21 protein-coding genes and 1 pseudogene are annotated in these 26800 nt (G+C 72.0%); 12 read left to right on the top strand and 10 right to left on the bottom strand.

Going from position 1 to position 26800, the window contains the following annotated elements; all coding sequences use genetic code 11:
• Positions 1-92 precede the first annotated feature (92 nt).
• The gene (locus ACIRQ9_RS08975) at positions 93-2759 is read left to right on the top strand and encodes an ABC transporter substrate-binding protein (RefSeq protein WP_404168736.1); all 2667 of its coding nucleotides are present in this window, start codon (positions 93-95) and stop codon (positions 2757-2759) included.
• A gap of 163 nt (positions 2760-2922) precedes the next feature.
• On the opposite strand, the gene ACIRQ9_RS08970 is transcribed toward ACIRQ9_RS08975, so the two are convergent.
• A complete protein-coding gene (locus ACIRQ9_RS08970; protein ID WP_404168733.1) occupies positions 2923-3870 on the bottom strand; it encodes a LysR family transcriptional regulator in 948 nt (315 codons plus the stop codon).
• 358 nt (positions 3871-4228) lie between these two features.
• Here ACIRQ9_RS08970 and ACIRQ9_RS08965 point away from each other — a divergent pair, with 358 nt between their 5' ends.
• Positions 4229-5206: a helix-turn-helix domain-containing protein gene (locus tag ACIRQ9_RS08965; protein WP_404168730.1), complete on the top strand. Its 978-nt coding sequence runs from the start codon at positions 4229-4231 to the stop codon at positions 5204-5206.
• A gap of 240 nt (positions 5207-5446) precedes the next feature.
• Here the strand turns inward: ACIRQ9_RS08965 and ACIRQ9_RS08960 are convergent, their stop codons facing one another.
• Together ACIRQ9_RS08960 and ACIRQ9_RS08955 are read right to left on the bottom strand one after the other, a co-directional pair.
• On the bottom strand, positions 5447-6367 hold the full coding sequence (locus tag ACIRQ9_RS08960; protein WP_404168727.1) for a CAP domain-containing protein: 921 nt from the start codon (positions 6365-6367) through the stop codon (positions 5447-5449).
• 239 nt (positions 6368-6606) lie between these two features.
• Positions 6607-7428: a hypothetical protein gene (locus ACIRQ9_RS08955; protein ID WP_404168724.1), complete on the bottom strand. Its 822-nt coding sequence runs from the start codon at positions 7426-7428 to the stop codon at positions 6607-6609.
• Between the two features lie 296 nt (positions 7429-7724).
• Between ACIRQ9_RS08955 and ACIRQ9_RS08950 the strand changes: the two genes are divergently transcribed.
• On the top strand, positions 7725-8576 hold the full coding sequence (locus tag ACIRQ9_RS08950) for a methyltransferase domain-containing protein (protein ID WP_404168721.1): 852 nt from the start codon (positions 7725-7727) through the stop codon (positions 8574-8576).
• A gap of 124 nt (positions 8577-8700) precedes the next feature.
• Here ACIRQ9_RS08950 and ACIRQ9_RS08945 read toward each other — a convergent pair whose 3' ends face one another.
• Positions 8701-9219 (bottom strand): CGNR zinc finger domain-containing protein, encoded by a 519-nt coding sequence (locus ACIRQ9_RS08945; protein WP_404168718.1) that lies wholly within the window; start codon positions 9217-9219, stop codon positions 8701-8703.
• Positions 9220-9373: 154 nt separating this feature from the next.
• On the opposite strand from ACIRQ9_RS08945, the gene ACIRQ9_RS08940 reads away from it, so the two are divergent.
• The 3 genes from ACIRQ9_RS08940 to ACIRQ9_RS08930 all read left to right on the top strand — a co-directional run bounded on the left by ACIRQ9_RS08940 (position 9374) and on the right by ACIRQ9_RS08930 (position 12742).
• Complete coding sequence (locus ACIRQ9_RS08940) at positions 9374-10243, top strand: alpha/beta fold hydrolase (RefSeq protein WP_404168715.1); 870 nt, start codon at positions 9374-9376, stop codon at positions 10241-10243.
• Between the two features lie 41 nt (positions 10244-10284).
• A complete protein-coding gene (locus ACIRQ9_RS08935; RefSeq protein WP_404168712.1) occupies positions 10285-11145 on the top strand; it encodes a DUF427 domain-containing protein in 861 nt (286 codons plus the stop codon).
• Between the two features lie 514 nt (positions 11146-11659).
• Positions 11660-12742: a glycoside hydrolase family 25 protein gene (locus tag ACIRQ9_RS08930; protein ID WP_404168709.1), complete on the top strand. Its 1083-nt coding sequence runs from the start codon at positions 11660-11662 to the stop codon at positions 12740-12742.
• A 34-nt stretch (positions 12743-12776) separates the two neighbouring features.
• On the opposite strand, the gene ACIRQ9_RS08925 is transcribed toward ACIRQ9_RS08930, so the two are convergent.
• The 3 genes from ACIRQ9_RS08925 to ACIRQ9_RS08915 form a co-directional block, all read right to left on the bottom strand.
• The gene (locus ACIRQ9_RS08925; protein WP_404169003.1) at positions 12777-13592 is read right to left on the bottom strand and encodes an SAM-dependent methyltransferase; all 816 of its coding nucleotides are present in this window, start codon (positions 13590-13592) and stop codon (positions 12777-12779) included.
• A gap of 316 nt (positions 13593-13908) precedes the next feature.
• Positions 13909-14997 carry a phosphatidylinositol-specific phospholipase C domain-containing protein gene (locus tag ACIRQ9_RS08920; protein ID WP_404168707.1) on the bottom strand — a complete coding sequence of 363 codons (1089 nt, stop codon included), beginning with the start codon at positions 14995-14997 and terminating at the stop codon, positions 13909-13911.
• A gap of 535 nt (positions 14998-15532) precedes the next feature.
• Positions 15533-15991, bottom strand: coding sequence for a MaoC family dehydratase (locus tag ACIRQ9_RS08915; RefSeq protein ID WP_404168704.1), 459 nt, complete (start codon positions 15989-15991; stop codon positions 15533-15535).
• 385 nt (positions 15992-16376) lie between these two features.
• On the opposite strand from ACIRQ9_RS08915, the pseudogene ACIRQ9_RS08910 reads away from it, so the two are divergent.
• Positions 16377-16475: pseudogene (locus ACIRQ9_RS08910) on the top strand (sheath polysaccharide-degrading enzyme); the annotation flags it as partial.
• Between the two features lie 85 nt (positions 16476-16560).
• Here ACIRQ9_RS08910 and murQ read toward each other — a convergent pair.
• Together murQ and ACIRQ9_RS08900 are read right to left on the bottom strand one after the other, a co-directional pair.
• Positions 16561-17400: an N-acetylmuramic acid 6-phosphate etherase gene (gene murQ, locus ACIRQ9_RS08905; RefSeq protein ID WP_404169000.1), complete on the bottom strand. Its 840-nt coding sequence runs from the start codon at positions 17398-17400 to the stop codon at positions 16561-16563.
• A 141-nt stretch (positions 17401-17541) separates the two neighbouring features.
• Positions 17542-18486, bottom strand: a complete 945-nt coding sequence (locus ACIRQ9_RS08900) for a MurR/RpiR family transcriptional regulator (protein ID WP_404168701.1) — start codon at positions 18484-18486, stop codon at positions 17542-17544.
• Between the two features lie 211 nt (positions 18487-18697).
• Between ACIRQ9_RS08900 and ACIRQ9_RS08895 the strand changes: the two genes are divergently transcribed.
• The 4 genes from ACIRQ9_RS08895 to ACIRQ9_RS08880 all read left to right on the top strand — a co-directional run bounded on the left by ACIRQ9_RS08895 (position 18698) and on the right by ACIRQ9_RS08880 (position 25503).
• Entirely contained in the window at positions 18698-19699 is a 1002-nt protein-coding gene (locus ACIRQ9_RS08895; RefSeq protein WP_404168698.1) for an N-acetylglucosamine kinase, read from the top strand.
• Positions 19700-19707: 8 nt separating this feature from the next.
• Positions 19708-21273, top strand: a complete 1566-nt coding sequence (locus ACIRQ9_RS08890) for a sodium:solute symporter (RefSeq protein ID WP_404168695.1) — start codon at positions 19708-19710, stop codon at positions 21271-21273.
• A gap of 136 nt (positions 21274-21409) precedes the next feature.
• Positions 21410-22630, top strand: coding sequence for an anhydro-N-acetylmuramic acid kinase (locus tag ACIRQ9_RS08885; protein ID WP_404168692.1), 1221 nt, complete (start codon positions 21410-21412; stop codon positions 22628-22630).
• A 20-nt stretch (positions 22631-22650) separates the two neighbouring features.
• Positions 22651-25503, top strand: a complete 2853-nt coding sequence (locus ACIRQ9_RS08880) for an FAD-binding and (Fe-S)-binding domain-containing protein (RefSeq protein ID WP_404168689.1) — start codon at positions 22651-22653, stop codon at positions 25501-25503.
• Between the two features lie 80 nt (positions 25504-25583).
• Here ACIRQ9_RS08880 and ACIRQ9_RS08875 read toward each other — a convergent pair whose 3' ends face one another.
• Positions 25584-25724: a hypothetical protein gene (locus ACIRQ9_RS08875; RefSeq protein ID WP_404168686.1), complete on the bottom strand. Its 141-nt coding sequence runs from the start codon at positions 25722-25724 to the stop codon at positions 25584-25586.
• 232 nt (positions 25725-25956) lie between these two features.
• Between ACIRQ9_RS08875 and ACIRQ9_RS08870 the strand changes: the two genes are divergently transcribed.
• Positions 25957-26556, top strand: coding sequence for a dihydrofolate reductase family protein (locus ACIRQ9_RS08870; RefSeq protein ID WP_404168683.1), 600 nt, complete (start codon positions 25957-25959; stop codon positions 26554-26556).
• The last annotated feature ends 244 nt before the right edge of the window (positions 26557-26800 follow it).

Below are 26800 nucleotides of genomic sequence, written 5' to 3'. Positions count from 1 at the left end.
CGGGCAGAAAGGGCCACTGACGGAGAGAGCGTGCGGGTGAGCCAGGTGCTCATGGCATGTTGACCTCCCTGCTGTCACCCAGGGAGGTCCGCTTGACCAACTCTCCCGCCCCCAGGGGCTCCACACCGGCCTATCCCAGGTGGTCGGACCGTCTCATACGCCAGCTCGACACCTTCGCGGCCAGGAGATCCGGAGCCGAGCGCGTGCCCGCTCTGGTGCTCGGCAGACAGGACGGCGGCGACCAGAGATGGCCCGCCTACGTCATCCGCGAGTACGAGCACCGGCTGGCCCGAGGGCACGGCAGCGCACGCGGCCAGGTCCCGCACGCGGTGGTCGACGACGCCGAACTGCACGGCGGCTTCGTCCCGGCGATCGACCGGGTGGCCCTGCGGTTCCAGCTCACCATGCCGTCCGGGCGACTGCGGCTGCGGGCCTTCCACACCTGCCGGGCCGTCCTCGAGTCCGAGCGCGGCACCGGAGACCTGCACTCCCAGCAGCAGCCCATCGTCGACAGCCTGTACACGGAACTCCTGAAGCGGCGAAGGACGTTACGCGCCGGAGCGCACGCTGCGGACTTCCTGGGCGGGCACGTGCTCACCGGCTGGCTGCAGTGGCTCGTCGCCGGCATGGCCGTCGGGGTGCCCAAGCTGTTCTACCGCTGGTACCTGCGACACCGGGGCCTGCGGTGGGTGGCGGGCGAATTCCGTACCGCCAACTTCCTGGACGCCGCGCTCTCCTTCTGCCGGGACGGCGAGCTGGAGCGCGAGGACCCACGCGTGCGGCGCATTCTGCTGCGCGCCCTCCTCACCGACCTGCGCACAGCGACCCGGCGCAGGTCCCCGCTGAGCCACCTGCGGTCGCGTCGGCCGTGGTCGTTCGTCCTCCTCGTCCCGCAGATCGACGGCGCGGACGGACCCGGCCGGGCGCTGCTCGGCACGTTCGCGGAACTCGCCGGCGACCATCCGACCCGGCCGCTGCTCGTCCTGGCCGGCTGCGCGGGTCCGGCGCCGGACTACGCGGTACCGCTCGACACGGACCTCGACCGGCCGAACGGCGTCGCCGACAAGGTGTTCGCCCTGCTCAGCGGGGACAGCCATGAGCCCGTACGGCTCGTCCTGCTGCCCGCCGACGACGACAGCGAGGGCACGGCCAAGAACAAGATCGAGACGGGCGCGGGCGTCACGGCCCGGGCGGACCGTCCCTCCGACTGGGTGCGTCCCTCGGTCGTGCCCGTCCTGGCGCTCGCGACCGCCGTGTTCCTGCTGGCACCCTCGTCCCTCTGGCCGGGCACCGCACACCACGCGCCTCCGTCGTGCGTCACGGTCCGCACCGGTGAGCGAGTGGGTGTCACCGACGGCGAGGAGTGCGACCTGGCCGTCCCGGGAGACCCCGGCAGGGAACTGCGCGACCTGGAAAGCCAGGTCGCCCAGGAGAACGCCCGGATCCCCGACGGGCGCTACCGCACCCTCGTCTTCCTCGCTCCCCTGAGCCTGCAGAAGGGCGTCTACGACGATCCGCCGCTCGGCCTGCAGATCCTGCGCGGCGCGATCGCCCAGCAGCACAAACTGAACGCCGGCGTCCGCCAGAACAAGATGCCCGTCCGCCTGCTCATCGCCAACACCGGCCAGTACTTCCAGTACGGCGCGCGCGACCGCGCGGCACCGAAGGACCCGGACATCGCACAGATGATCATCAGCCGGCAGCGGACCGACCACATCGCCGCGGTCATCGGCATCACCCAGAGCCGTTCCGAATCCCTGAAGGCGGTCCGGGAACTCGACCAGGCCGGCATCCCCGTCGTCGCCAACGGCGTGTCCGGCAGCACCATGGTCGGACCCGGCTCCCCCCAGCGCTACTTCCAGATCTCGGCACCCAACACACGCCTGGGACCCGTGTTCGCCGACTTCATCCGGCACTCGCCGCGGATCCACCGCCTCACCAGCGACACCCCGCACGCAGTCGTCGTCTACGACCCGACCGACACCTCCTTCAGCACGGACCTCAGGAACATCTTCCTGCGCGCCTACCGCGGGTACGGCGGCATCGACGAGGTCACCTACAGCGAGAAACCCGGCGCCACCACACCGGACAGCATCGCCACCGACGTGTGCAACAAGGTCTCCGCCACGCACGGCGTCGTCGTCTACCTGGCACGGTCGGGCGTCCTGCCCAGCCTCCTCAACGCCATGCAGAGCGCCGGCGGCCACTGCCAGCCACCCGAGGGCACGACGATTCCCCTGATCGCAGAAAGCGCCCCGATCGACTTCCAGCTCCGCCCCGCGCGCACGGCACAGGCCTACCCGTACATGACGCTCTTCTACGAGACGTCCAACGCCCCCACGTCGGACCCCCGGGATCCCTACGCCCAGTTCACGCAGGACTTCGCGGACGTCTTCGGACAGCTGAGCGCCGACGCCGACGCGGCGGGCGGGTTCGACACCGTCGGCATCGTCTCCAAGGTCATCGAGAACCTGCTGCCTGCCTCCCGGGACGTCCAGCCCAACGACATCTACCTGTGGCTCACCGCCCACGGCGTGTCCGAATACCCGGGCGCCTCGGGTGTGCTGCAACTGGACGGCAAGAACAAGTACCCGCCGGACAAGGCCGTCTACATCCGCGAGATCACACAGCCGACCGGTGCCACCACCACCCTGCTCAGCTGCGGGATCCTGCCCGACCGGCAGAACCGCCTGACGTGGGGCACCGCACCGGACACCTTCCCGTGCCCCCGCGGAGGCACCGGGTCACCGCCCGGCTGATCACGCCACCGGCGACCGGCGCGCTCTCTTACCTGAAGCACGCGGTGCGACCGAGGTGAGGGCCGAGGACGAGAACACCGTCGGCGCTACCGTTGAACCGGGGTGGGTAGGGGACACGGGTGGAGGCCCATCCGCTGGACCGGTCGGGGGTGTCGGGGCCGCGTCAGCGGGTGGCGGGTTGCTCTCCCTGCTGCCGTGACGAGCGGGCCGCCGTCCGCAAGGCGCGTACGGCGGGCACGTCCCGGTTGGCCGGGAGCCACGCGAGGTAGGAGACGGAGTCGCCCAGGTCGGGGACGTCCACGTAGACGAGTCCCGGCCGCGGGTAGAGGCGGCGAGCCGAGGCCGGCAGGAAGGTGATGGCCCGCTTCTGCAGGACCGCCAGCACCATGGCCTCGGTGTCCCGCACAACGGGACCGAACCGCACCGGAGTTCCGTCGGGACGGGGGTTGACGGTCAGATGGTCCCACCACACGCGGGGCACCTCCCGTGGCATGTCGACGACCAGGCGGTCCGCGAGCTGAGTGAGCGTCAGAGTCTGCTCGGCCGCCAGCGGATCGTCGGCCGCGAGGCACACCACACGTGATTCCGTGCCCAGTTGAAGGCTCTGGAATCCCGCGGGCAGCGGACCGCGCAGGAAGGCCGCGTCGACCTCGCCGTTGGACAGCGAGTCGAACTGCTGGATGAAGCCGACGGTGCGCACCTCCACCTCCAGGTGCGGGTGGTGGTCACGCAGCAGGGCGAGCACGGCAGCGGCGTGCGGCATGGCGGCCTCGGCGCCGAGCGACCCGATCCGCAGCCTTCCGGTGAGCGCCCCGGCATGCGAGTCGGCCACCTGCAACAGCCGCTCCAGTTCGTTGACGACGGCCCGGGACTGCTCGGCGACCGCACTGCCCGCCGACGTCAGCCGTACGCCGCCGCCCAGGCGTTCGATCAAGGGGACGCCCAACCGCTCCTCCAGGACGCGGATCTGCTGGCTGAGCGCGGGCTGCGAGATGAAGTGACGTGCGGCCGCCCGCCCGAAGTGCAGTTCCTCCGCCACGGCGAGCAGCAGGCGCAGTTGGTGAATGCTCGGCTCACGTCGTCTTCGGCGCCGACCGTCCCCGGGAACCATAGAGAGGACATTATCGAACCATCGACTTCTCCTTGTTGACGCCCGTCTGGCGCGGCCGTCCTGTTCCGGGTGAGCATGGAGGAGCGACACGAGCGCTGATTCGCGGTCTGACCCGCCGCGAAATTCCAGGGGGAATGTCCTTGCGCGCCATTCACATGTCCTGCGGCGGAGAAGTCCGCTCACGGTACGGCACGGGTGTGTGTCCGGACCGCTCCTTCACCTGCGTACGCGATGACCCGAGACGGGCATGGTGCCGCGACCTGCCGCCCGCCGGCGGCGGCACCGGCAGACGACCAGGCGCTTGACGTACGCGTCGAGCCGAAGTCCCCCCACACTGCCCATTGCGAGAGAGGCATCCGTGCTGCGCCTGCACTTCGCCACCGACGACCTGAAGAAGATCCGGATCCTGCGCAACCCCGACCCCACCTGGGAGATGATCTGCAGCGTCTGCCGGTTGAAGACGGACGAGGGACCGACGGCGTTCGGCGCGTGGCGCGCCGCGACGCGCAACCGGCTGCGGCGCGACGAGAGACTGCGCGCCGCGCTGCTTCCCCTGCGCGGGCTGATACCCAACGCCGGCTACATACCCGACTTCCTCACGCCCGCCGCCAGCGACGAACTGCCCGCGGCGCTGGACGCGATCAGCGGCACGCCACGCCGTGAGGTCATGAGCCAGCTCACCCGCCTGGACGCGTCGCAGCGTCGGATCGGCAGACCGGGCACGACACCACGCCCGGCGGACACCGATCCGGCCATGATCGCCGGTTCCCTGGGAACCTACTTCGAGACGCTGTTACGGCCCCACTGGCCGCGCATCCGGGCCCTGGTGGGAGCCGATGTCGACGTGCGCACGGCGGCGTTGCTGGACGGCGGTGTCCAGGAACTCTTCGCCGGTCTCGCCCCTCTCGCCCGTTGGCGCGACCCGGTCCTGGAGGTGGACTACCCGGTCGACCGTGATGTGTCCCTGGACGGCCGAGGACTCCTTCTCGTCCCCTCCTTCTTCTGCTGGCGGCGCCCGACCGCGCTGGCCGACCCCGACCTCCCGCCGGTGCTCGTCTATCCGGTGGCCAAGCGGCCCTGGGACCTCGCCCAGACCTGGGGAACGGGGGCCACCCGCCTGCTCGGACGCACCCGCGCCGCCATCCTGTCCACGGTCGCCCGCCGCGACGGCCGGACCTCCTCGGACGTCGCCCACGCCGTGGGGGTGGCGCAGTCCAGCATCTCCTACCAGATCGCCGTCCTGCGCGAGAGCGGCCTGGTCAGCAGCCACCGCACGGGAAAGTACGTCGTCCACACCGCGACCCCGCTCGGCCTGCGGATACTCGACGCGGGCTGACGCGACCGCCTTCCCCGGCGCTGCCCTTGGTTTCCGTGGCGCTGCCCTTGGTCCGTTCCGTGAACCGGACGTCGCCGAAGTCAACTCGCGGCAGGACGCCGACAGGTGGGCCAGCCCGACCCCGCCGCCTTGTCGGTCGGCTTCGGCGGGAGCGGCGACGGGCCGCGCCGCCCGCGGCGGCCGGTGCCGCGCCGGGGTGACGGCGGGGCACCGGCGTACCGTCACGGACTGCGGATCGATTCAGCGAGGAGTGCCGAAGTCCTGGGTCCAGTAGCTGCCGGGCCCCGCGAGGCCCACGCCGATCTCCTTGAACGAGCAGTTGAGGATGTTCGCCTTGTGGCCGGGACTGGCCATCCAGCCCGCCATGACCTGGTCGGCGGAGGCGTACCCGTAGGCCACGTTCTCGCCGTACGAGCTCCAGGTGTAGCCGGCACCGGTGATCCGGTCGCCGGGGGAGGAGCCGTCGGAACCGTCGTGCGACATGGTCTGGTGACGCGCCATGTCCTCGCTGTGCGCCTGCGCGACCTTGGACAGGGTCGTGTTCAGCGTCAGCGCGGAGCAGCCGACCTTGCCGCGTTCGGCGTTGACGAGGTCCACGAGGCGCGCGACGACTCCGGACGCCGTGCCGGCGGCCTTCGGGGTGCTCGACGGCTTCGGTGCCGCCGAAGCGGTGGCGGTGGCGGTGATCCGGGGGCCGGGTGACGGGGTGGCGGTGGTCCGAGGAGCCGTGCTCCGTACGGTGTGCCAGGGTGCCGCGGCCTTCGGCCGGTGCGCGCTGGTCTTCCCGGGGCCGCCGTGCGTGTGCGGAGCCTTCCTGGCGCCGTCGTGCGTGCGCGCGGGCTTCGCCGTGCTCTTGCCGCTACGGGGTGCCTTCGTGGGGCCGGCGGAAGCGCTCGGGGTCCCCGTGTCGCTCGATGCCGTCCGCGCGGGTGCGCCGCCCTGGTCGGAGTTCCAGGGACGGCCCCAGCTCGCGTCGTTCCACCAGTTCTTGTGGTCGAGCAGGTCCTGCGTGGCACCGCTCGCGGCGCTGTCGGAGCGCTGTCCGCCACCGTTCGGCCAGTCCGTGCAGGCCAGGGCGACGGACGGTACGCCCACGGTGCCCATGGCGACCGCCGCGACGACTATCCGCCGGAAATGCGCGTTCTTGCGATGTTTACCCATGTCTGAATCCGCTCCCGAGCTGCGGCGGTGTCCTGCGGGTCGTCATTCTTGGGATGCCTTCACAGTGAGCGCAAAGGGCCTGACTACTAAGACGCTTCGTAGCCTTGGTCGGCCCTTGCCTGCGGGGTGGGGTGCGCTGATCGGGCCTCCCTGGCCTCGTGGGGATCGCTGTCGGTCCGTCAGAACCGTTACCCGTGGGCGGAACGGCCGAAGGGGGCTCGCGGGCGCAGAAGCGTGGATCAAGGCGTGAGGCGTGCGCGTACCAAGACGGACAAATCCCATATGTCGTCGCGGTGATCGCTACTATCCGACACGGCTAGATCACGGACCGCTGTGACGGATGTCACGGAACCGGTGCATTCCGGCTCAGGATCGGGCGGCTGCCGGGGGTCAGGGAGCGGAGCGGCGGCTGTCGCGTCGGCCGGGCGCGACAGCTCACCGACCCGCGCCAGCGCGTGCCCGCCGTCGCCGGCGCACCACCACACGGCCGCGCCCTCCCACTCCGAGCCGTGCACACCGAGGCGGTGGCGGTCGCACACCGGCCAGACCCGCCAGGTCCGTTCCAGCAGGCTCTCCTGGATCAGCACCGCAAGGCCGGTCAGCGCCGTGGTCGGGTCGTCGCACAGGTACGGCGGGACGGGTCCGCCCCGGTCGAGCCGCTCGCCGTCCGCGAGGCGGACGCCGGCTCCCACCGGGTGGCAGTCCTCCAGGACCTCGATCTCCGGCTCGCCCCGGATGCCCCGCGTCGCCAGGTCGCGGGCGACGATCCTCAGCGCGGCACGCAAGGTGTCCAGGCGCTCGGGAGCGAGGTCGAAACCGGGGTCGAAGCCGATGTCGTCCAGGATCCGCCGGGCCAGGACCGTCATCTCCGCCGGAGGCACCTCGGCCGGATTCCGTTCGACGACCTCGACGACGGCCTCAGTGCGCAGGGACCAGTCGAACAGTTCACAGGCGAGGGCGACGACGTCCCGCGGATCGGGCCCGCCCGCGCGCAGGCCGAGGTGCACCCGCCGCGTCAACGGTTCGGTGGCCGCCTCGTAGTCGGCCGTGGCATCGCTCACCGGCCCAGTATCCCGGTGTGCGGCGAGCTTCCCGCCAGTGGTTTTTCCTGACGTACGGGCGGCGTCCGCACTGCTCCTGCCCACCCCTAGACTCACGACGTGGCATTCACGAGCACCCCGCACCACTGCTTCCTGTGACCGGAAGGCGCTGAGGGCGAGGCCGGACGGCGTCGCCCTCCCCGGTGTGCCCGCGTCCGTCACGCCCCCCCTCGCCGTGTGGTCCTTCCGGCGGCGGGCGACGTTCGAGCGCGCGCGGGCACGGCTCCTTTTCCCTCCGCCGTTGCCAGGAGTGCCTCGTGCCCGTGCCGTTTCCCCCTGCCCTCGAACTCTCCCTCGACCTGCTGCGCTGTCCGACGTGCCGCACCGGCCGTCTGTGCCCCGACCGCGGGGCACTGCGCTGCCCGCTGGGCCACACCTTCGACATCGCCCGCCACGGCTACGCCGGCCTGAGCACCGGTGCCCGCGCCACCAGCGGCGACGACACGGCCATGGTCCAGGCCCGGGACCGCTTCCTGTCCACCGGCGCCTACGCGCCGATCCGTACGGCCGGAGCCCGCCTGGCGGCCGACGCCGCCTCCGGGGCGGCCACGGTCGTGGACGTCGGGTGCGGCACGGGCTACTACCTGGCCGGGGTGCTCGACCGCCTGCCCGGCGCCCGTGGCCTCGGTCTGGACACGTCGGTGCCCGCCCTGCGCGCGGCGGCCCGGGCCCACGACCGAGCGGCCGCCGTGGCCTGGGACGTCTACCGTCCCTTCCCGCTGGCGGACAGGGTGGCCGATGTCGTCCTGGACGTGTTCGCGCCGCGCAACCCCGCCGAGTTCCACCGGGTACTGCGCCCGACGGGACGGCTGATCGTGGTCCGTCCCACCGGCCGGCACCTCGCCGAACTGCGCGATCGGCTGCCCGCGGCGGTCACGGTCGACCCGGCCAAGGAGCTGCGCCTGCACCGGGTGCTGGACCCCTTCTTCGAGGGCGCCGTCACCGAGGGAGTGGAGTACACCGCGCCGTTGACCGCCGCGGACGCCCTGGATCTGGTGGCGATGACGCCCAGCGCACGGCACGTGAGCCGCGCGGACCTGGACGGCGGCGGTCTCCTGCCCGACGAGATCACCGTGTCCGTGCTGGCCACCGCCTATCGGCCCCGGTGACAGCGGCGTGCGTGCGCGTCCGCCGCCCGGCGAATCCGACGGCCACCCTCGCTCATCGGTGGCATCCTCCGCTGGCTCCGCGCCGGGATCCCCACGGGATCCGCCCGAGCGGACGATGCCGCGGTCACCCGGCGGCGGCCTCGCGCGTGCGCTGGTGGTGACGGCGAGCCTTCATCCGGTTGCCGCAGACGGCCATCGAGCACCAGCGGGCCCGGTTGGTCTTGCTGCGGTCGATGAGGTACAGCCGGCACTCCGGGTTGTCGCACGCCCGCAGCCGCCCCGGCATGGACTCCTGCAACGCGCTCCAGGCGAGGACCGCCGTCACCGCCAGCCGGCGCGGCGCGGGCACGTCGAGGCGCCATGTCACGCCGGCGGCGGTCACCTCGGGGTGCGAGGTGACGTCCGCGAGCAGCGGCGCCAGTGCCGTGGCGGGCCGGCTGCCGGCCGCCACGTCCTGGAGGAGATCGCGTGCCTGGAGGAGGTACCGACGCTCTTCCTTGCCGCCGCTGCCCCCGTGTGCGCGCTGCCAGGAGCTGGCCGCCTCCGGGTCGGCCAGCAGGTCCTGGACCGCGCCGTCGACGACGGGAGTGCTGTTGAGCAGTTCCAGCAGCGTGACCTGCTGGTCGTCCGGGCCGCTTGCCATCGCCACCTCTTCCTAACCTGACCGATCCACTTGAAAGGTTACACCTGACCGCTCGTGCGCCGTGAAGTCTAACCCGTCAGATCGGCTTGACTGGTTAGGTCGGGCGTGCTCGACTGAGTGGGTAACCAGTCAACCGCGAGAGAAGGGTTAGGGCATGGTCTCCGCAGTCCATCACCGCACCGCCGTCGTCGACGGCCTCGACGTCTTCTACCGGGAGGCCGGGGATCCGCAGGCACCCGTCGTGGTCCTCCTGCACGGCTTCCCGACCAGCTCGCACATGTTCCGCGACCTGATCCCCGCCCTCGCCGACCGCTACCGCGTGATCGCACCCGACCACATCGGATTCGGCCAGTCCGCCATGCCGGGCCTCGACCGGTTCCCGTACACCTTCGACGCCCTCACCGACATCACCGCAGGTCTGCTCGCGCAGCTGGGCGTCGACCGGTTCGCCATGTACGTACAGGACTACGGCGCCCCCATCGGCTGGCGTCTGGCCCTGCGGAACCCCGAACGCGTCACGGCGATCGTCACGCAGAACGGCAACGCCTACGAAGAGGGCTTCGTCAAGCCGTTCTGGGACGGCGTCTTCGCCTACACCGAGGCCCCGGGGCCCGAGACCGAAGCAGCCATGCGCGGCGCGCTCACCCTGGAGAGCACCCGCTGGCAGTACCTGAACGGAGTCGCCGACCCGAGCCTGGTCAGCCCGGACAACTGGGTGCACGACCAGGCCCTGCTGGACCGGCCCGGCAACGACGAGATCCAGCTCAAGCTCTTCCGCGACTATCCCACCAACGTGGACCTCTACCCGCAGGTCCACCGGTACTTCGCCGACTCGCAGGTCCCGCTGCTCGCGGTCTGGGGCGCGAACGACGAGATCTTCGGCCCCGACGGCGCCCGGGCCTTCGCCCAGGACCTGCCCGACGCCGAGATCCACCTCGTCGACTCGGGACACTTCGCCCTGGAGAGCCACCTGGAGGCCCTCACCGAGCGCATGCGTGACTTCCTGGCCCGCGTCCTCGCCTGACGGCCGCGCCCGCCCCACCCCGTACCCGGAAGGAAAGCCCCATGGGACTGTCCTGGCAACAAGGCCCCCTCTCCACCGGCGCGATCGGACATTTCCTCACCCCCGAACCGCTGCCCGAGCGCCTGCTGTTCGCCGAACGGCTGCGCCGCCGTATGCGCGTGAGGTTCAACGGCGCCTGGATCGCCGACAGCGAGGACGTCGTCCTGCTGCACGAACCCGGCCGCTACCCGGTCGCCTACTTCCCCCGCGAGGACGTCCAGGAGACGGCCCTCGCCGGCGACGGCAGGGTCACCCACCACCAGGACCTGGGCGACACCGCCTGGTACGCGGTGAGCGCGGGCGGCCGCACCACCGAACGCGCCGCCTGGGCATTCACCGCGCTGCCCCCGCACGCCCGCGACCTCGACGGCCGGGTTGCTTTCGCCTGGCGCGCCATGGACGCCTTCCACGAGGAGGACGAACGCATCCTCGGGCACGCCGCCGACGCCTACCACCGCATCGACATCCGCACGACCTCGCGCACGCTGGAGGTCCGCGCCGCCGGCGCCGTGATCGCCCGCTGCGCACATCCCGTCGTGCTCTACGAATCCGGGTTCGCCCCGCGTTGGTACGTCCCCCGCGCGGACATCGACGAGACCCGGCTCAGGCCCGTCGAGGGCCGGACCTTCTGCCCCTACAAGGGCCTGTGCGACTACTACGACATCGGCGACGCGCACCGCGCCGCCTGGACGTACCCCGACGCCTACCGCGAAGTGGACCGGATCGGCGGCCTGGTGTCCTTCGAGGCCGACAAGGTCGAGGTGCGTCTGGACGGCGAACTCCTGCGCCCCGAACCCGGACAGCGCGTCGTCCCGCACGGCGCCGACCGCGGACTGGACGCCGAAGAGGCCAAGGCCCGCTGAGACACGACCCGTTGACGCCGAACAAGGGGTTCCCGCGGCCACGAACCCGAGGGACAAGTCATGCTCGCCAGGCACTTCGCGTCCGCCATGCCGGCCGACGGCTCCTTCGTCCTGCTCTCCGGAGTGGCCGCGCTCGAACCCGACCCCCGAGGACGTCGCCCACGCCGTACTCTTCGCCCTAGCGAACGCCTTCCTGGCCGGCACCTGCCTGCCCGTCGACGGCGGCCAGCCCCTCCGGACCGCCACGGGTGGGTGACGCGGGACCGCGGCGGCGCCAGCGCCGCTCGAACGGCCCGATCAGTTGTGGGTGAGCTACGAAAAACAAGATCCAAATGCTGAACAAAAGCGGTCTTATGGGCGTGTTCCCGTCCTGACGGTGCAATGGTGGTCAATCCACGGCTGAGCCCAGGGAGTCGACCATGCCCCAGCTCGAACCCGCCGACATCGGCGGCCCGTCGCCCGACCGGGACACCCTCGCGCCCGAGTCCGTCCGCACGACGGAAGGCGGTGCGTGATGGCCCTGTCCACGTGCCGGGGCATCGACGTCTCCGAGCATCAGGGACCGCAGAACTGGGCGACCCACAGACGGGACGGCGTGGCCTTCGGATTCGCCAAGGCGAGCGAGGGCGAGCGCAGTCACGACAGCCGCTTCGCGCAGCACATCTCCGGCATCATCGCCGCCCAACTCCTGCCCGGCAGCTATCACTTCGCCTGGCCCAACCAGGACGCCAAGGCCGAGGCGGCGAACTACGTCGGCGCCGTCAGGTCCTACGCCGCCGCACACCCGGCGTACACGCACTGGCTCGACCTGGAGGCCTACCCCGACCGGCGCAACTACGCGGGCCGGTCGGCCGCGCAGATCCGGGCCTGGGTGACGACCTGGATCGCGGCCGTCCAGGCGGCGTTCCCGAAGCAGCGGATCGGGATCTACACCTCGGGCGACGACCTCGCCGCGGGTCACGTCCCGGGCGGTCTGCCCCTGTGGTACCCGGCCTATCCGTGGGGAGCCGCCGACTACTCGCGCGCCGAGGCCGCGCCGCAGCCCGAACCGTCCGGCTGGAAGCCGCTGCTGTGGCAGTTCACCAGCACCCCGCTGGACCGATCCATCGCCTACCGTTCCGAGGCCGCCCTGCGGGCCTGGGCCGCCGGTACGACGGCGAGCACCGACGAGGAGGACCCCGTGCCCGACGAAGTGAACCTCGGCATCGCCCAGGCCTACGAACTCGCCCCCGGTGCCTGGGACTCGATCGAGTTCACCACCGAGTGGAACGACACGGCCGACGAGCACGCCACCGGCGGGAGCGTGTTCGTGCGCGGCGCCTGTCGGTTCACCGGCTCGGTCAGTCTGCGCATCGCCGGCCTGCCGGTGGGCGAGACCGTCCAGGTGCGCATGTCCGAGTACGAGGGTGACCGGCACATCGCCGACCACCCGATCGACGAGGCCGTCGGCACCCGCGGTGACACCTTCCACGTCACTCCGCTCACCAAGCACCTGGCGGCCGGCCGTGGCATGCGCGTACGTCTCTTCAACAACGGCGGCACGCCGGTCACGGTGCAGTCCGCGGTCCTCACCGCACTCTCCTGGCCGACGAACTGACCCGCACCCGACCGGCGGGAGACCGTGGGGCGCGCTACCGGCGGACCGCCGAGATCAGTCCGCCGGGTCCCTCGTCGTGCTGCGGCGGAGTTGCGACCGGGCGGCCGTAGGCCGCGGCACGCTCGCGCAAGGTGTGGGTCGCGGCCTCCCAGCCGTGCCCGGCCAGCCAGGCCACCGGGTCGTCGGGCATCTCCGAAACCCACAGGGACGCGGCCGACCCCGGCACCGCGTCCGCGCCGAAGCGCTCGATCACGCCACGCGACCCCAGCGTCAGCCCCATCCGGCTGCCCGGCGCCGACCGCGCGCCGACCCGGGACAGCAGCGACTCCACCGCGTCCTCGGGCAGGTAGATCAGCAGTCCTTCGGCGATCCACACGGTCGGCTCGGCCGCATCGTGCCCCGCCGCGGCCAGCGCGCCCGGCCAGTCGTCCCGCAGATCCACCGCGACGGTGATCCGCTCGCACCGCGGGACGGCCCGCTCCCGACGCAGCACCGCGGCCTTGAAGTCCAGTGGTGCGTCGGTGTCGACCTCGAAGAGCCGGGTGCCCTCCGGCCAGTCCATCCGGAAGGCCCTGCTGTCCATGCCGGCCCCGAGCAGCACGACCTGGCGGACCCCGGCCGCGGAGGCCCGCTCCAGCAGGTCGTCGAGGAACTTCGTCCTGACGACGATGGAGAACGCCACGCCCAGCCGACGGCGTCGCGCGGCCTCGTCACCGGGCGGCGGCACAGCCGAGGGCCCACGCCCGCCGGCGGCGGCGAAGGCGTGCGCCAACGGGTCACGGAACAACGCGTCCCGCCGCTCGGTCTCCACCGCCCGCACCCGGGCGACCCCCACCGCCGTGGCCCACACGCCCGACGGCCCCTCCCGCTCCTCAGTCACCGCGCCAGCCTAGTGACCGGTCCCGTACGGCCCGACGGGCGGGCCCGGACCGAGGCGCGGGCGGGGACGCCCTTGCGAGGGCGGCTTGCGCACCAGTCGGGTAAGTCGACGATCTTCGGAGGGCGGAATCTCCGGAGTCCGTGAGGGCGAACGGCAAGGCGGCCAAGAGCGTCGAGCTGACCACGTGGGAGAGGCGCCCGCGGGCCGCCCGGACCAAGGCTCCGGCCCGGCGAGCAGGTCGGAGCCCCAGGCATGGGCCGGGGCGGACCCGCGGGTGCTTCCCGGTTCAGCCTCGGGGGGTCACCATCGACTGGACGTCGGACAGTCCGCGCCAGTCGTTGGACGCGACGGTCGCGTGGGCCTTGGCGAGCAGGGCGACACGGGCCTTGGCGTCGGCGACCGGGGGGTTCGTGGCGTCCAGGGCGGGCTGGACGTTCTGCGAGTCGGTCATGAACAGCAGGTAGTGGTGGGTGTCGTACCAGCTCGTGTCGATCGAGCCGTTGAGGTACGTCGACGCGTCACCGTCGAACACCACGAACCACGGCCGCAGCGAGGTGTCGGAGTAGCGGGTGCGGGGGTCGCCGGCCTGGGCGTTGTGGACCGCCGGGAAGATGTTCGCCTGGGCGGTCTTGCCCTGGGTGTGCAGGTCGCGCAGGTAGCTCGCGTACTCCTTGTCCGTCCACAGGGTGTCGGTCGGGTTGTTCTCCTCGACCGTGCCCGGGATGATCTCGAAGACGACCTTGCCGGCGAGTGCCTGTCTGGTGGGCCAGTTGTTCGCGTTCGCCGCGTCGTCGAGCGTGGCGTACTGGCCGCCACCGGGCTTGTTGAGCAGGTCGTTCGGCTTGTAGACCAGGTTGCCGAGGTGGGCGCTGATCGACTGGTCGAGCTTGGCCGCGCTCATCCCGAAGGTGGACTGGAAGCCGGCCTTCATCTCCAGCTTGATGATGAGCGGCGCGTGGCCGGGGTGGGCGCCGAGCCAGACCCGCACGTCGTCGAGGCAGCTCTCCAGGTCCTTGTTGGCGCTGCCGGTGTAGAGGTCGGCGGGGGTGGACGCGTTGACGCAGTTGTTCTTGTTGCTCGTCAGGCTGTCGTGGCTGACCTTCCACTCCTGCGTGAAGAAGTCGTCCCACACGTCCAGCTCGATCATCGAGGTGCCCGTGTCCAGACTCTGCGCGAGGTAGGTGAAGGCGGCAGGGTCGTACGTGTTGTGCAGACCGGACGTGGTGGCTCCCGAAAACGGAAGCGCCTCCGGCCCGGTGGTGTCGGCGGCTGCCGTACCGCCCGCGCTGCCCGCGAGCGCCAGGCACGTGGTGAGTGTGCCCATCAACGCCGTGCGCAGCCCGATGGAGCGCCGACGGTTCTGCTGACCGGTCACGTGTCCTCCTGTGGGTGATGTCCCGGAGGAACTCTGGCCGCCACTCATGAATCGACAGAGACATGACATGTAACGCGGGCCGGATTCCCTCTGTCACATCCATTCACTCCAGCGGCGTTCCGCACCCGTCATCACCCGATCCCGGGCCCGCCGCGGGCAAGAGTGGCCAAGTAGCGCCGCAGTGGCCGGATTTGATGCGGTGGCCCGAGGGGCGCTGCCGTTCGGCTCCTCTGGTCGTGTCCCACCGGCCGGTCGGGTTCAGCCTGTCGGGCCCGCGCCCTGCCGGTGCGTCAGGCGGACGTGATGCGGCACCTGATCGAGTGGTTCCCGTCCGCGTCGCTTGGGGCAACCGGAAGACACTGCCTTCCCTGACAGGGGCCGCCGCCGAAAGACTTCCACATGCTGGACACCTGGAGGGTGAGATGCGACGGCTGGCCCACTTCCTCGGGATCACCGTGGACGAGCGCGCCTGGCCGGACCGGATGCACGCCCGCACCTTCGCCGAGATGAAGGGGAACGGGGTTCCCGGAGTGCGTCAGCCGGGCGGCCGGGTGGGCACGACGAGGTCCCGGCGCAGGGTCATCACCAGCGTGCCGTCCTGGTTGCGGCCGCGGGTCTCCACGCCCACCTGTCCCCGGCCCTCCCGGTCGGGGATGTCGTGCTTCGCGTACACCTCGCTCTCCGCGTACAGGGTGTCGCCGTGCAGCAGGGGCGCGTGGTGCTCGATCTTCTCGAAGCCGCGGTGGGTGATGGCACGCCCGGCGACGTCCGCTTCGGACAGGCCCAGGAGCAGGGAGAAGACGTAGCTCCCGATGACCAGCGGCTGCCCGTACCGGGTCGCGGTCTTCGCGTAGTGGGCGTCGAGGTGCAACGGGTGCCGCACCATGGTCAGGAGGGAGAACAGGTGATGGTCGTACTCGGTGACGGTCTTGCCCGGCCAGTGGCTGAAGACCTGGCCGATCTCGAAGTCCTCGAAATATCTGCCGAAGGTCACTGAGCACCTCTTCAGGAGCGCGGGCATCGACGCGTGGCACGGTCGCGGACCGGCCAGGGCACGGAGATCCCTTCCACGCCGGTGCGGTCTCGAAGCCTGGGCCGCCCCGCGACGGGGCGCGGCGGCGCGTCATCGGCGCGAGTGGGCTGCTCAGAGACGGCGCGCCAGTGCAGTCACCGGCACCGTGCGGGTGACGGGACTACGCCGCTCGCGCTGCCGCAGGCCGCCCGGCCGTCTCCGCCTCGTGCTGTGCGCGCTGCCTCGACGACGGATGTGGGCGCTCCTGCTGTCGTTGGTGCCGCCCGAAGCGACCGTGGACAGCGCCGAGGCGTCCACTTCCGCAACTCCAGCCCGGACGGCCTCATCCAGAACTCGACGATCTACCGACGTCACGAACGCCGCCTCGTCCTGCAGGACGACGGTGTACGCCGGGAACACGGTGACCGGCGGCAAGGGGCTGACGAACACAGCCGTCACGCCGTAACCGATCGCGCGGACCGCCGGCCTGTCCACCGCCGGGCGGGCCGGCGGTCCCGCGACCGCCGCCGAGGCGGACTGGCCGGCCGGCCTCAGCCGGCCAGCCCGATGGCCGTCCGCGTGTCGCCGCGGGCCGCGTCCAGGCGCCGGGTGGCCTCCGGCGCGGAGATGCCGGCCAGGAGCATGACGATGGCGGTCTTGGCGTGGCCGCCCGCCGCCCGCAGGGCCTCGGCGGCGCTGTCGTGGTCGGCGCCGGTGGCCTCGACGACCATGCGGCGGGCGCGGTCGACGAGCTTGTCGTTGCTGGCCTTCACGTCGACCATGAGGTTTCCGTACACCTTGCCGATGCGGACCATCGACGCGGTCGAGAGCATGTTGCAGACCATCTTCTCGGCGGTGCCGCCCTTGAGGCGGGTCGACCCCGTGAGGATCTCGGGTCCGGTGGGGACCTCGATCGGGATGTCGGCGTACCGGCTGACGACCGCGTCGCGGTTGCAGGCGATCGACACCGTGACCGCGCCCTTGGCCGCCGCGTGCCGCAGGCCTCCGACGACGTACGGGGTACGCCCGCTCGCTGCGAGCCCGACGACGGTGTCCCGGTCGTTCACGCCGATCTCGTCCAGGTCGGCGACCGCCCGCGCGGGCTCGTCCTCGGCCCCCTCGACCGCCACCACGAACGCGCCGGGGCCGCCCGAGAGCAGGCCGACGACCTGCTCGGGGGAGGTGCCGAAGGTGGGCGGGCACTCGACGGCGTCGAGCAGGCCGATCCGGCCGCTGGTGCCGGCGCCTATGTAGATGAGCCGTCCGCCCCGGCGCAGGGACTCGGTGACCGCCTCCACGGCGGCACCGATCTCCTGGAGCGCGTCGCGCACCACGAGGGCGACGGTCTGGTCCTCCGCGTTCATCACTGAGAGCAGTTCGGTCACCGGCATGCGGTCCAGGTCGGCGGTCCGCTCGTTGCGGGTCTCGGTGCCGAGTGCGGCGAGTGAGCCGAGCGTGCTGAGGTCCACGGCGCGGTCGTCCTTTCAGGGGTGGTGCTCTGGGGGGTACGAGAGGGGGATGGGGGCCGGTGGTCAGGTGCCGGACGGTGTCCGGCGCGGCGGCTGCCGGCGCTTGCGGCGCTGCACGGCCCCGTAGGTCTTCTGGAGAGCCACGGTCGTGGCGTCGAAGGAACGCTGGGCGACGCCCACGAACAGGCAGTCGACGACGGCGAGTTGCGCGATGCGGCTGACGGTCGCCCCGGAACGGAACGGGGTCTCCCGGGCGCAGGTCGTCAGGACGAGGTCCGCGCTCTCGGCGAGGGTGGAACGCGGGACGTTGGTGAGGGCGATCGTGGTGGCGCCGCGCTCGGCGGCGGCCTGGAGCGGCTCGACGGTGTCCTCGGTCTCCCCGGAGTGGGAGACGGCCAGGGCGACGTCGCCCGGACCGAGGAGCGCGGCCGCGGTGAGGGCCGCGTGCCGGTCCGTCCATATGAAAGCGATGTGGCCTATGCGGTGCAGCTTCTGGTGGAGGTCCTGGCCGACGAACGCGCTGGCGCCCACGCCGAAGATGTCGATGCGCCGGGCCCCCGCGAGGGCGTCCACCGCGCGGCCGAGCACCTCGATGTCCAGTTCCGCGCCAGAGTCCTCCAGCGCCCGCACCTCGTTGTAGATGATCTTGCCGACGATGTCGGCGAGGCTGTCGGTGGCGCTGATGTCGGTGCCGGGAGCCGGACGCTCCCCGCCCACGGCGTGTTCATGGGCGGCGGCGGCCGCAAGTGCCAGGCGCAGTTGGGGGTAGTTGCCGACGCCTATCGCACGGCAGAAGCGCATCACCGTGGCCACCGAGGTGTCGGCCTGTTTGCCGAGGGCGCTGATGGAGAGCTCCGACGCCTGCCCGGGATCGGCCAGGACGGCTTCGGCCACTCGCCGCTCCGACGGGGCCAGGGACGGCAGGGCCGCGCGGATCCGTGCCAGGGTCGCGGCAGGCGAGGTGTCCTCTGCGGACTGGGCGGTTCGGGGTGGTTCCTGGCGGGCCATGGGCCGTCCCTCCTGAGTGGGTGGCGACACAGTAACCATGCCGTTCGCGGTGCGTCAAAAATTTACGTACTCAATTGCACGACGTTACTTATTGACATACGGATGTCGGCCTTCCGATACTCGCTGCACCGCGATCCGCGCCGGTCATCGTGCCTGTGGCCGTTCCATGACCGTCAGACGCGACGGATCCGTACCGACACGAAGGTGTGCCGTGAAGACAGCAGCAGTGGCGGTGGACCTGGGCAAGACCGGCTGCCGTGCCGTGCTGTGGCACGACGGCACCGATCCCGCCCCGGCCGTCCACGAAGTGCCCGGAGCCCCCGGCCTCGCCGCCGACCGGGGAGTGGAACTGGCCCGTGCCGCCGTACGGGCCGCCGTTCTTCCGCTCCTCCACGGCCCGCTGCGGCTCGCGTCGGTCTGCGTCGGCGCCGCGGGAGCGGCCGCCGCTCCGGAGGCCGCGCGGGAACTGGCCGGCCGGCTCCTCGACGACCTGCCCGCGGACGAGGTCGTCGTCACCAGCGACGCCGTCACCGCGCACGCCGGCGCCCTCGGCGGCCGCCCCGGAGTGGTCCTCGCGATCGGCACCGGCTCCGTCGCCGTCGGCATCGGCGACGACGGTTCGTACGCCCGCGTCGACGGCTGGGGTCCCTGGCTCGGCGACGAGGGCAGCGGTGCCTGGATCGGCTCCGCCGGACTGCGCGCGGCACTGCGCGCCCACGACGGCCGGGGCCCGTTCACCGCACTGCTGGCCGCCGCCCGGGCACGCTTCGGCGACCCCGACCGGCTGCCCTCGGCCCTCGGCCGGGAGGGCAACCCCGCACGCACCGCCGCCACCTTCGCCCCGGACGTGGCCCGCGCCGCAGCGGCGGGCGACCCGGCGGCCTGCGCGATCGTGAAGGAGGCGGCCACCGCACTCGGCGAGGCCGTGCTCGCCGCCGCTCACCGAGTCGGCGGCGACGGCGTCCTGCCCGTCACGATCACCGGCGGCCTCACCGGCCTGGGCGACCCGCTCCTCGGTCCGCTCGCGTCGGCACTCGCCGGTTCGCCGCGCCCCCTGAAGACGGTGCCCCCGCTCGGGGACCCGCTGGACGGCGCGCGCCTGCTGGCGCTGGACGCGTCGGCACCGCACGAACCCCACGTCGTCCGCGTCCGGCGGACGACCTCCCCTACCCCTGTCCTCTCCGCGCCGGTCTCCCCGCCGGCCGATGCTTAGGAGTGAGCGTGCGCCAACTCGACCTCGTGGTGATCGTCGTCTACCTCGTGGCGATCGCCTGGATCGGACTGCGCCTGGCCGGCCGGCAGAAGACGGCGAAGGACTACTTCGTCGGTGAAGGCCACATGCCGTGGTGGACCGTCTCGTTCTCCGTGGTGGCCACCGAGACCAGCGTGCTCACCGTCATCAGCGTGCCCGGCGGGGCGTACAGCGGGCAGGGCTTCGGCAACGTCGAACTCGCCCTCGGCTACGTGATCGGCCGCGTCGTCGTGGCCACCGTGCTGATCCCGCTGTACAAGCGCGGCGGCTTCGTCAGCGCCTACCAGTACCTCGGCAGCAGATTCGGGCTGAAACTCCAGGGCCTGGCCTCCGTGACGTTCGTCTTCACCCGGCTGCTCGCCGAGGGCGTCCGGCTCTTCGCCTCCGCCATCCCGATCAAGCTGCTGCTCGACGAGTTCGGCGTGCACGCCGGATACCGCGTCATCATCATCGTGCTCACGGTGATCACCGTGGTCTACACCTACCTCGGCGGCATCAAGGCGGTCATCTGGACCGACGCCATCCAGATGGGCCTGTACCTGGGCGGCGCGATCCTCGCCATCGCGGTGCTCTCCGGCCACGTCGGCGGCGACGGCTACTCCAGCGCCCTGCACTCGGGCCACTTCAAGCTCTTCGACACCAACTTCGACCTGGCGCACGTCCTCACCAGCCCGTTCGCCCTGCCCACGGCGATCATCGGCGGTGCGATCTTCGCGATGGCCAGCCACGGCTCCGACCAGCTGATCGTCCAGCGCGTCCTGGCCACCCGCTCGCTGCGCGACGGCCAGAAGGCCATGATCGCCTCCGGTGTCTTCGTCACCCTCCAGTTCGCCGCGTTCTCCCTGGTCGGCGCCCTGCTCTGGTCGTACAACAACGGCAAGGACTTCAAGCAGCTCGGCCTGGCCAGCTCGGACAACCTCTACCCGAACTTCATCCTGCACGGCCTGCCCGTGGTGATCTCGGGCCTGCTCGTGGCCGGCATACTCGGCGCCGCGATGGGCTCGCTGTCCTCGGCCCTGAACTCCATGTCCAACTCGACGGTCGCCGACATCATCCACAGCTTCTTCCGCAGCACCCCCTCCGAGGAGTCGCTGCTGAAGCTCGCCCGGGTGATGACCCTGGTGTGGGCGGTCCTGATGGCCGTCTTCGCCTGCGCCTTCAGCGCCAGCACCGGCAACGTCTACCTCACCGGCCTGACCATCGCGGGCTACACCTACGGCGCCCTGCTCGGCGCGTTCCTGCTCGGCAGGCTCGTCCGGCGGGCCAACGAGGTCGACTCCGTGGTCGCCTTCCTGGTGACGGTCGGTGTCATGACCTACATCGTGCGCGGCGTGAAGATCGACGTGACGGTGGCCGGTGCCACCGTCCCGACGGCGATCGCCGCCCAGTGGCTCGTGCCGATCGGCGTGGTCATCACCCTGGTCGTCGGCGGCGTGATGAGTCTCTTCCACCGCGCCCCCGAACCGGCCGAGCTTCCCGCCGACGACGGCGATCCCGGCCCCGAGCGGATCGCCGTCGCCGCCGGCCAGGAGTGACGGGGCGCCGCCCCCACCCGGTGGGGGGCCGCCGTCGCGGCCCCGCACCCGCCCCGTTCCGACCATCTCAGGGAGAAGCCATGCCGCAGCAGCAGCCGACCCCGCCCGTGCGGCGGACCGCGCCCGGGGAGGCGCCGTGCGTGTGATCGGCCTGATGTCGGGCACCTCCTACGACGCCATCGAGGCCGCCGCCGCGGACCTCACCCTGGACGGCGACACCCTGCGCCTGCGTCCCCTCGGACACCTCTCCGTCCCCTACCCGGACGACCTGCGCCACCTGATCGCGGCGACCCTCCCGCCGGCCGCGACGACCCTGCGGTCCGTCTGCGAGCTGGACACCGGCGTCGGCCAGGCGTTCGCCGACGCCGCCGGCCGCGCGCTGCGCGAACTCTGCGACGGCACGGCCGATCTCGTCGTCTCCCACGGCCAGACCATGTACCACTGGGTGGAGGACGGCGCCGTCCTCGGCACGCTCCAACTCGGCCAGCCCGCCTGGATCGCCGAGTCCACCGGCCTCCCGGTCGTCTCCGACCTGCGCAGCAGGGACGTCGCCGCGGGCGGGCAGGGCGCTCCGCTGGTCGGCATGACCGACACCCTGCTGCTGCGCGGCCTGCCCGGCACACCGGCCGCGCTGAACCTCGGCGGCATCGCCAACGTCACCGTCCTCGCACCGGACGCCGAACCGCTCGCCTTCGACACCGGTCCCGCCAACGCCCTCCTGGACGCGGCCGTACGGCACTTCACGGCCGGGGCCGCCGCCTACGACGAGGACGGCCGCCGGGCCGCCGCCGGCCGCACCAGCCCCGAACTCCTCCAGGTCCTGCTCGACGACCCCTACTACCGCAGGCCCGCCCCGAAGAGCACCGGCAAGGAACACTTCCACCTGCCCTATCTCCTACGGGCGCTGGAGAGCGTACCCACACCCGATCCCGACGACGTGCTCGCCACCCTCACCCGGCTCACCGCCGTCACCGTGGCCGACGCCTGCCGCGCCCACGGAGTCACCGAACTCGTCGTCTCCGGCGGCGGCGCCCGCAACCCGGAACTCCTGCGCGTGATCGCCGAGGAACTTCCCGGCGTGACCCTGCGCGCCAGCGACGAACTGGGCCTGCCGTCCGACGCGAAGGAGGCGCTCGCCTTCGCGGTGCTCGGCTTCCTCACCGTCCACGGCCTGCCCGGCGCCCTTGCGTCGGGCACCGGCGCGCGCCGCGCCACGGTGCTGGGCACCCTCACCCCCGGCCTGACACCGCTGCGGCTGCCCGAACCCGCGTCACGTCCGCCGCGCCGGATGCGCATCACCGCCGACGCCGACCCCACCGCCCCCACCCCCGCCGTCTCCGCCCCGTCCGCCCGCTGACACCGCAGGAGCGAGGACCCATGAGCCCCACCGCCGTCACCCCTCCCGCCGCGGACCGCACCGCGGGACTCGCCGAACTGCTGGCCTCGTGCGTCAGCGACCCGGCCCGCGTGAACACCGAACTGCCACGCCGGATCGCCGCCGCCCACGACGCGTCGCCGTACCTGTTCACGCCGCAGGCGGTCGTGCGCGCCGCGTCCGCCGCCGAGGTCGGCGCCCTCATGGCCGGGGCCCGCCGAGCAGGGCTGCCGTTGACGCTGCGCTCGGGCGGCACCAGCCTGGCGGGACAGGCCGGCGGCGACGGCATCCTCGTGGACGTCCGCAGCCACTGGCGCACCGCCACCGTCCTCGACGACGGCCGGCGCATCCGGCTGCAACCCGGACTGACGGTACGTCAGGCCAACGCCAGGCTCGCCCGGTTCGGGCGCCGGCTCGGACCCGACCCGGCGAGCGAGTCCGCCTGCACCATCGGCGGCCTGGTCGCCAACAACTCCAGCGGCATGAACTGCGGCACCCAGGACAACGCCTACCGCACCATGGAGTCCCTGCAGTTCGTGCTGCCCTCGGGCACCGTCGTCGACACCGCGGCACCCGACGCCGACGCCGCGCTGCGCGCCCGCGAACCCGAACTCCACGCCGGGCTGCTCCGGTTGCGCGACCGCGTCCGTGACTCGGCCGCCTCACGGGCCACCGTCGAGCGGCTGTTCGCGATGAAGAACACCATGGGCTACGGCCTCAACTCCCTCCTGGACCACAGCGATCCGGCCGACATGCTCGCCCATCTGATGATCGGCAGCGAGGGCACCCTCGGCTTCGTCGGCGAGGCCGTCTTCCGTACCGTCCCGCTCCTCCCGCACACCGCGACCGGACTGCTGGTGCTGCCCGGCCTCGCCGAGGCCACCGACGCGCTGCCCGCGCTGCTGGCCGCGGGCGCCCGCACCGCCGAACTCCTCGACGCCGCCTCGCTGCGGGTGGCCCAGCAGTCCCCGGACCCGGTGGACGAGGTGCGCGGGCTGCGCGTCGAGCGACACGCCGCCCTCCTGGTCGAGTTCGCCGAGGACAGCGCCGAGGCGCTAGAGGAACGGGTGGCCGCCGCCCAGCCGGTCCTGGACCGCCTGCCCGCGGCGACCGGCACCTCGCTGGTGCGCGACGCACGCGTCCGGGCCCGGCTCTGGCATCTGCGCAAGGGCCTCTACACGGCCGTCGCCGGAGCCCGCCGTCCCGGCACGACCGCGCTGCTGGAGGACATCGCCGTACCGATGGAACGCCTGACCCGGACCTGCGAGGGCCTCATCGGCCTCTTCGACCGGCACGGCTACCAGGACGCGGTGATCTTCGGCCACGCCCGCGACGGCAACCTGCACTTCATGCTCACCCAGGACTTCGACTCCGCCCCGGAGATCGACCGCTACGCCCGGTTCACCGACGCCATGGTCGACCTCGTCCTGGACGCCGGCGGCACACTGAAGGCCGAGCACGGCACCGGCCGCGCCATGGCCCCCTTCGTCCGCCGCCAGTACGGCGACGAACTCTACGACGTCATGCGGGAGGTGAAGCGGCTGTGTGACCCGCACGGCGTCCTCAACCCCGGCGTCCTCCTGGAGGACGACCCGGCCGCGCACCTCAGCAGCCTCAAGAGCGTCCCCGAGGTCGACCCCGCCGTCGACGCATGCGTGGAATGCGGCTACTGCGAACCCGTCTGCCCCACCGCCGACGCCACCACGACACCCCGCCAGCGCATCGCCCTCCAGCGCGAGATCGCCCTCGCCACCGCCGCCGGTGACGACGACCGCCGCCGGGCCCTGGAAGCCGACTACGCCTACGCGGCCGTCGACAGCTGCGCCGCCGACAGTCTGTGCGTCACCGCCTGCCCGGTCACCATCGACACCGGCGCCGTCATGAAACGGCTCCGCGCCGAACGGCACACCGCGACCGCACAGCGCGCCGGGAACGCGACGGCCCGGCACTGGGGGACCGCGGTCAAGGGCGTCCGCGCGGCGCTCAACACCGCCCACGTACTGCCCGCCCCGGCCCTGCGCGCAGCGACCGGAGCCGTCCGCCGGCTGGGCGCCGGAGAACTCGTGCCCACCTGGGCCGACGACATCCCGCGCGGCGGCCCGGCGCGCCCCGCGCCCCGGCACCCGGCACAGCCGCGGGCGGTGTTCTTCGCCGCCTGCATCGGCAGCGTCTTCGCCGCCGAAGGCACCACCGGCGGCGCCTCCGCCGCGTTCCTGCGCCTGTGCGAACGGGCCGGCGTCCAGGTCACCGTGCCCGACGAACTGCCCGGACTGTGCTGCGGCACGCCCTGGCAGTCCAAGGGCTACACCTACGGCCACCGCACCATGGCGGCCCGCACGCTGGAGGCGCTGTGGCGGGCCAGCGACCACGGCCGGCTGCCCGTGGTCTGCGACGCCTCGTCCTGCACGCACGGCCTGGAACAGCTGCCGGACGTCCTCGCGGAGTCCGACCGCGACCGGTTCGCCGCCCTGCGCTTCGTCGACAGCGTCGTCTTCACCGCCGAGCATCTGCTGCCCGCGCTGCCCGAACCCCGCCGCCTGACCAGCCTCGCCCTGCACCCCACCTGCTCCACCGTGCACCTGGGCATCGACGGCGCCCTGCGCGCCGTGGCCGCGGCGGTGAGCGACGATGTCACCGTGCCCGACAACTGGGGCTGCTGCGCCTTCGCCGGGGACCGCGGGCTGCTGCACCCGGAGATCACCGCGAGCGCCACGGCCGCGCAGGCCGCCGAGATCAACAGCGGAACGTACGACGCGTACGCTTCGTGCAATCGCACCTGCGAGATGGGCATGAGCCGCGCCACCGGCCGTCCGTACCGGCACGTACTGGAACTGCTGGACGAGGCCACCGCCTGAGGCGGCCCCGTCACGACGAAGCGGGACCGGCCCGTACGGACCGGTCCCGCGTGCATCGAAGTGGCCCCAGGGACGGAGCGTCAGTCGCCCTCGGCCTGTTCCGCAGGCTCCGTCGCCTCTTGGAGCGGCGGTGACGGCGGGAACAGACGGTCCTCCAGAATCGGCAGTCCGAAGAGGAGGAAGAGCGGAACCAAGGGGGCGAGCAGGGCTATCACGATCACGAGGCCTCCACGAGAAGCTGGCGATCATGGCTGTTCCTTGGTGGCAGGCCGGCCTCTTCCACCATGCGGCCGAACGAGCAATGCCGCGACTTGGGCCGGGGGCCGGGGCGTCAGCCCCCCCGGCCCGGGAACGCCCCGCGAAGGCCCAGCTCACGCCGCCCGCCTCGATCGGTGCGATGAGTTTCGGGCCGTTGCCCGGTCTGTTCTGTCGACACACGACGGAGGAGGAAGCATGGGCAAGGTCATCGCATCCATCACCACATCGGTCGACGGTTTCGTCACCGGACCCGATGACGGGCCCGAACACGGCTTGGGCAAGGGCGGGGAGCGTCTGCACTACTGGGTGATGGGCGGCCCGTGGACCTACGACGGCGGCCACGACTTCGCGATGCACGGTCCCGACAAGGAGTTCTTCGACGAACTCGTCGCGGCCTTCGGCGCCGGCGTCTGCGGTCGCGGCATGTACGACGCCGCGGGCGCCTGGGGCGGCACGAACCCGTTCCCCGGCCCGCTGGTCGTTCTCACCCACCGCACCGAGGACCAGCCCGGGCCGGAGGCGGGGTTCACCTTCGTGTCCGGGCTCGACGAGGCGCTGGCGCAGGCGACCGAGTTGGCCGGTGGCAAGGACGTGGGCATCGGTGGGGGTGCGGAGGTGATCCGGCAGGCCCTGGCCGCCGGCCGGGTGGACGAACTGGTTCTCTCGACGGCACCGGTCGTCCTCGGCGCCGGTAAGCGGCTGTTCGACGGGTTCGACCACGACATCGACCTGGAGGTGGTCAAGGTGGTCGGCTCGCCGTACGCCACGCATGTGCGGTACGCGGTCACGAAATAGACGGGCGTGCGAGGCGGTCACATCGACAGGGGGTGCCGAGGGCCCCGCCCGCGGGCCCGGCATGCCTGCCTCGTAGCCTCCCCGCATGGCCGATGCTTCGTTCCGGTGCCGTTGTCTCCTCTGCCATGACTACGGCGACCCGGACGAGGCGGGTGAGATGGATCTGCGGATCATCGAGAACGTGCAGCCGCACGGATGGCACGTCATCATGGTTCCCGAGGACGAGACCGGGCCGGGATTCGCC

The organism is Streptomyces sp. NPDC101237, assembly GCF_044767465.1.
In the GTDB taxonomy this organism is placed as follows: domain Bacteria; phylum Actinomycetota; class Actinomycetes; order Streptomycetales; family Streptomycetaceae; genus Streptomyces; species Streptomyces gramineus.
The sequence above is the reverse complement of the archived record's forward strand: the minus strand, read 5'-3'. Positions and strand labels throughout refer to the sequence as shown.

Excerpts from the sequence above, each read along its gene's own strand:
- ACIRQ9_RS08880 (WP_404168689.1), top strand. The coding sequence starts at position 22,651 with ATGAGCCCCACCGCCGTCACCCCTCCCGCCGCGGACCGCACCGCGGGA.
- ACIRQ9_RS08930 (WP_404168709.1), top strand. The coding sequence starts at position 11,660 with ATGGCCCTGTCCACGTGCCGGGGCATCGACGTCTCCGAGCATCAGGGA.
- ACIRQ9_RS08970 (WP_404168733.1), bottom strand. The coding sequence starts at position 3,870 with ATGGTTCCCGGGGACGGTCGGCGCCGAAGACGACGTGAGCCGAGCATT.
- ACIRQ9_RS08940 (WP_404168715.1), top strand. The coding sequence starts at position 9,374 with ATGGTCTCCGCAGTCCATCACCGCACCGCCGTCGTCGACGGCCTCGAC.
- ACIRQ9_RS08960 (WP_404168727.1), bottom strand. The coding sequence starts at position 6,367 with ATGGGTAAACATCGCAAGAACGCGCATTTCCGGCGGATAGTCGTCGCG.
- ACIRQ9_RS08900 (WP_404168701.1), bottom strand. The coding sequence starts at position 18,486 with ATGGCCCGCCAGGAACCACCCCGAACCGCCCAGTCCGCAGAGGACACC.
- ACIRQ9_RS08935 (WP_404168712.1), top strand. The coding sequence starts at position 10,285 with ATGGGACTGTCCTGGCAACAAGGCCCCCTCTCCACCGGCGCGATCGGA.
- murQ (WP_404169000.1), bottom strand. The coding sequence starts at position 17,400 with ATGCCGGTGACCGAACTGCTCTCAGTGATGAACGCGGAGGACCAGACC.
- ACIRQ9_RS08945 (WP_404168718.1), bottom strand. The coding sequence starts at position 9,219 with ATGGCAAGCGGCCCGGACGACCAGCAGGTCACGCTGCTGGAACTGCTC.
- ACIRQ9_RS08870 (WP_404168683.1), top strand. The coding sequence starts at position 25,957 with ATGGGCAAGGTCATCGCATCCATCACCACATCGGTCGACGGTTTCGTC.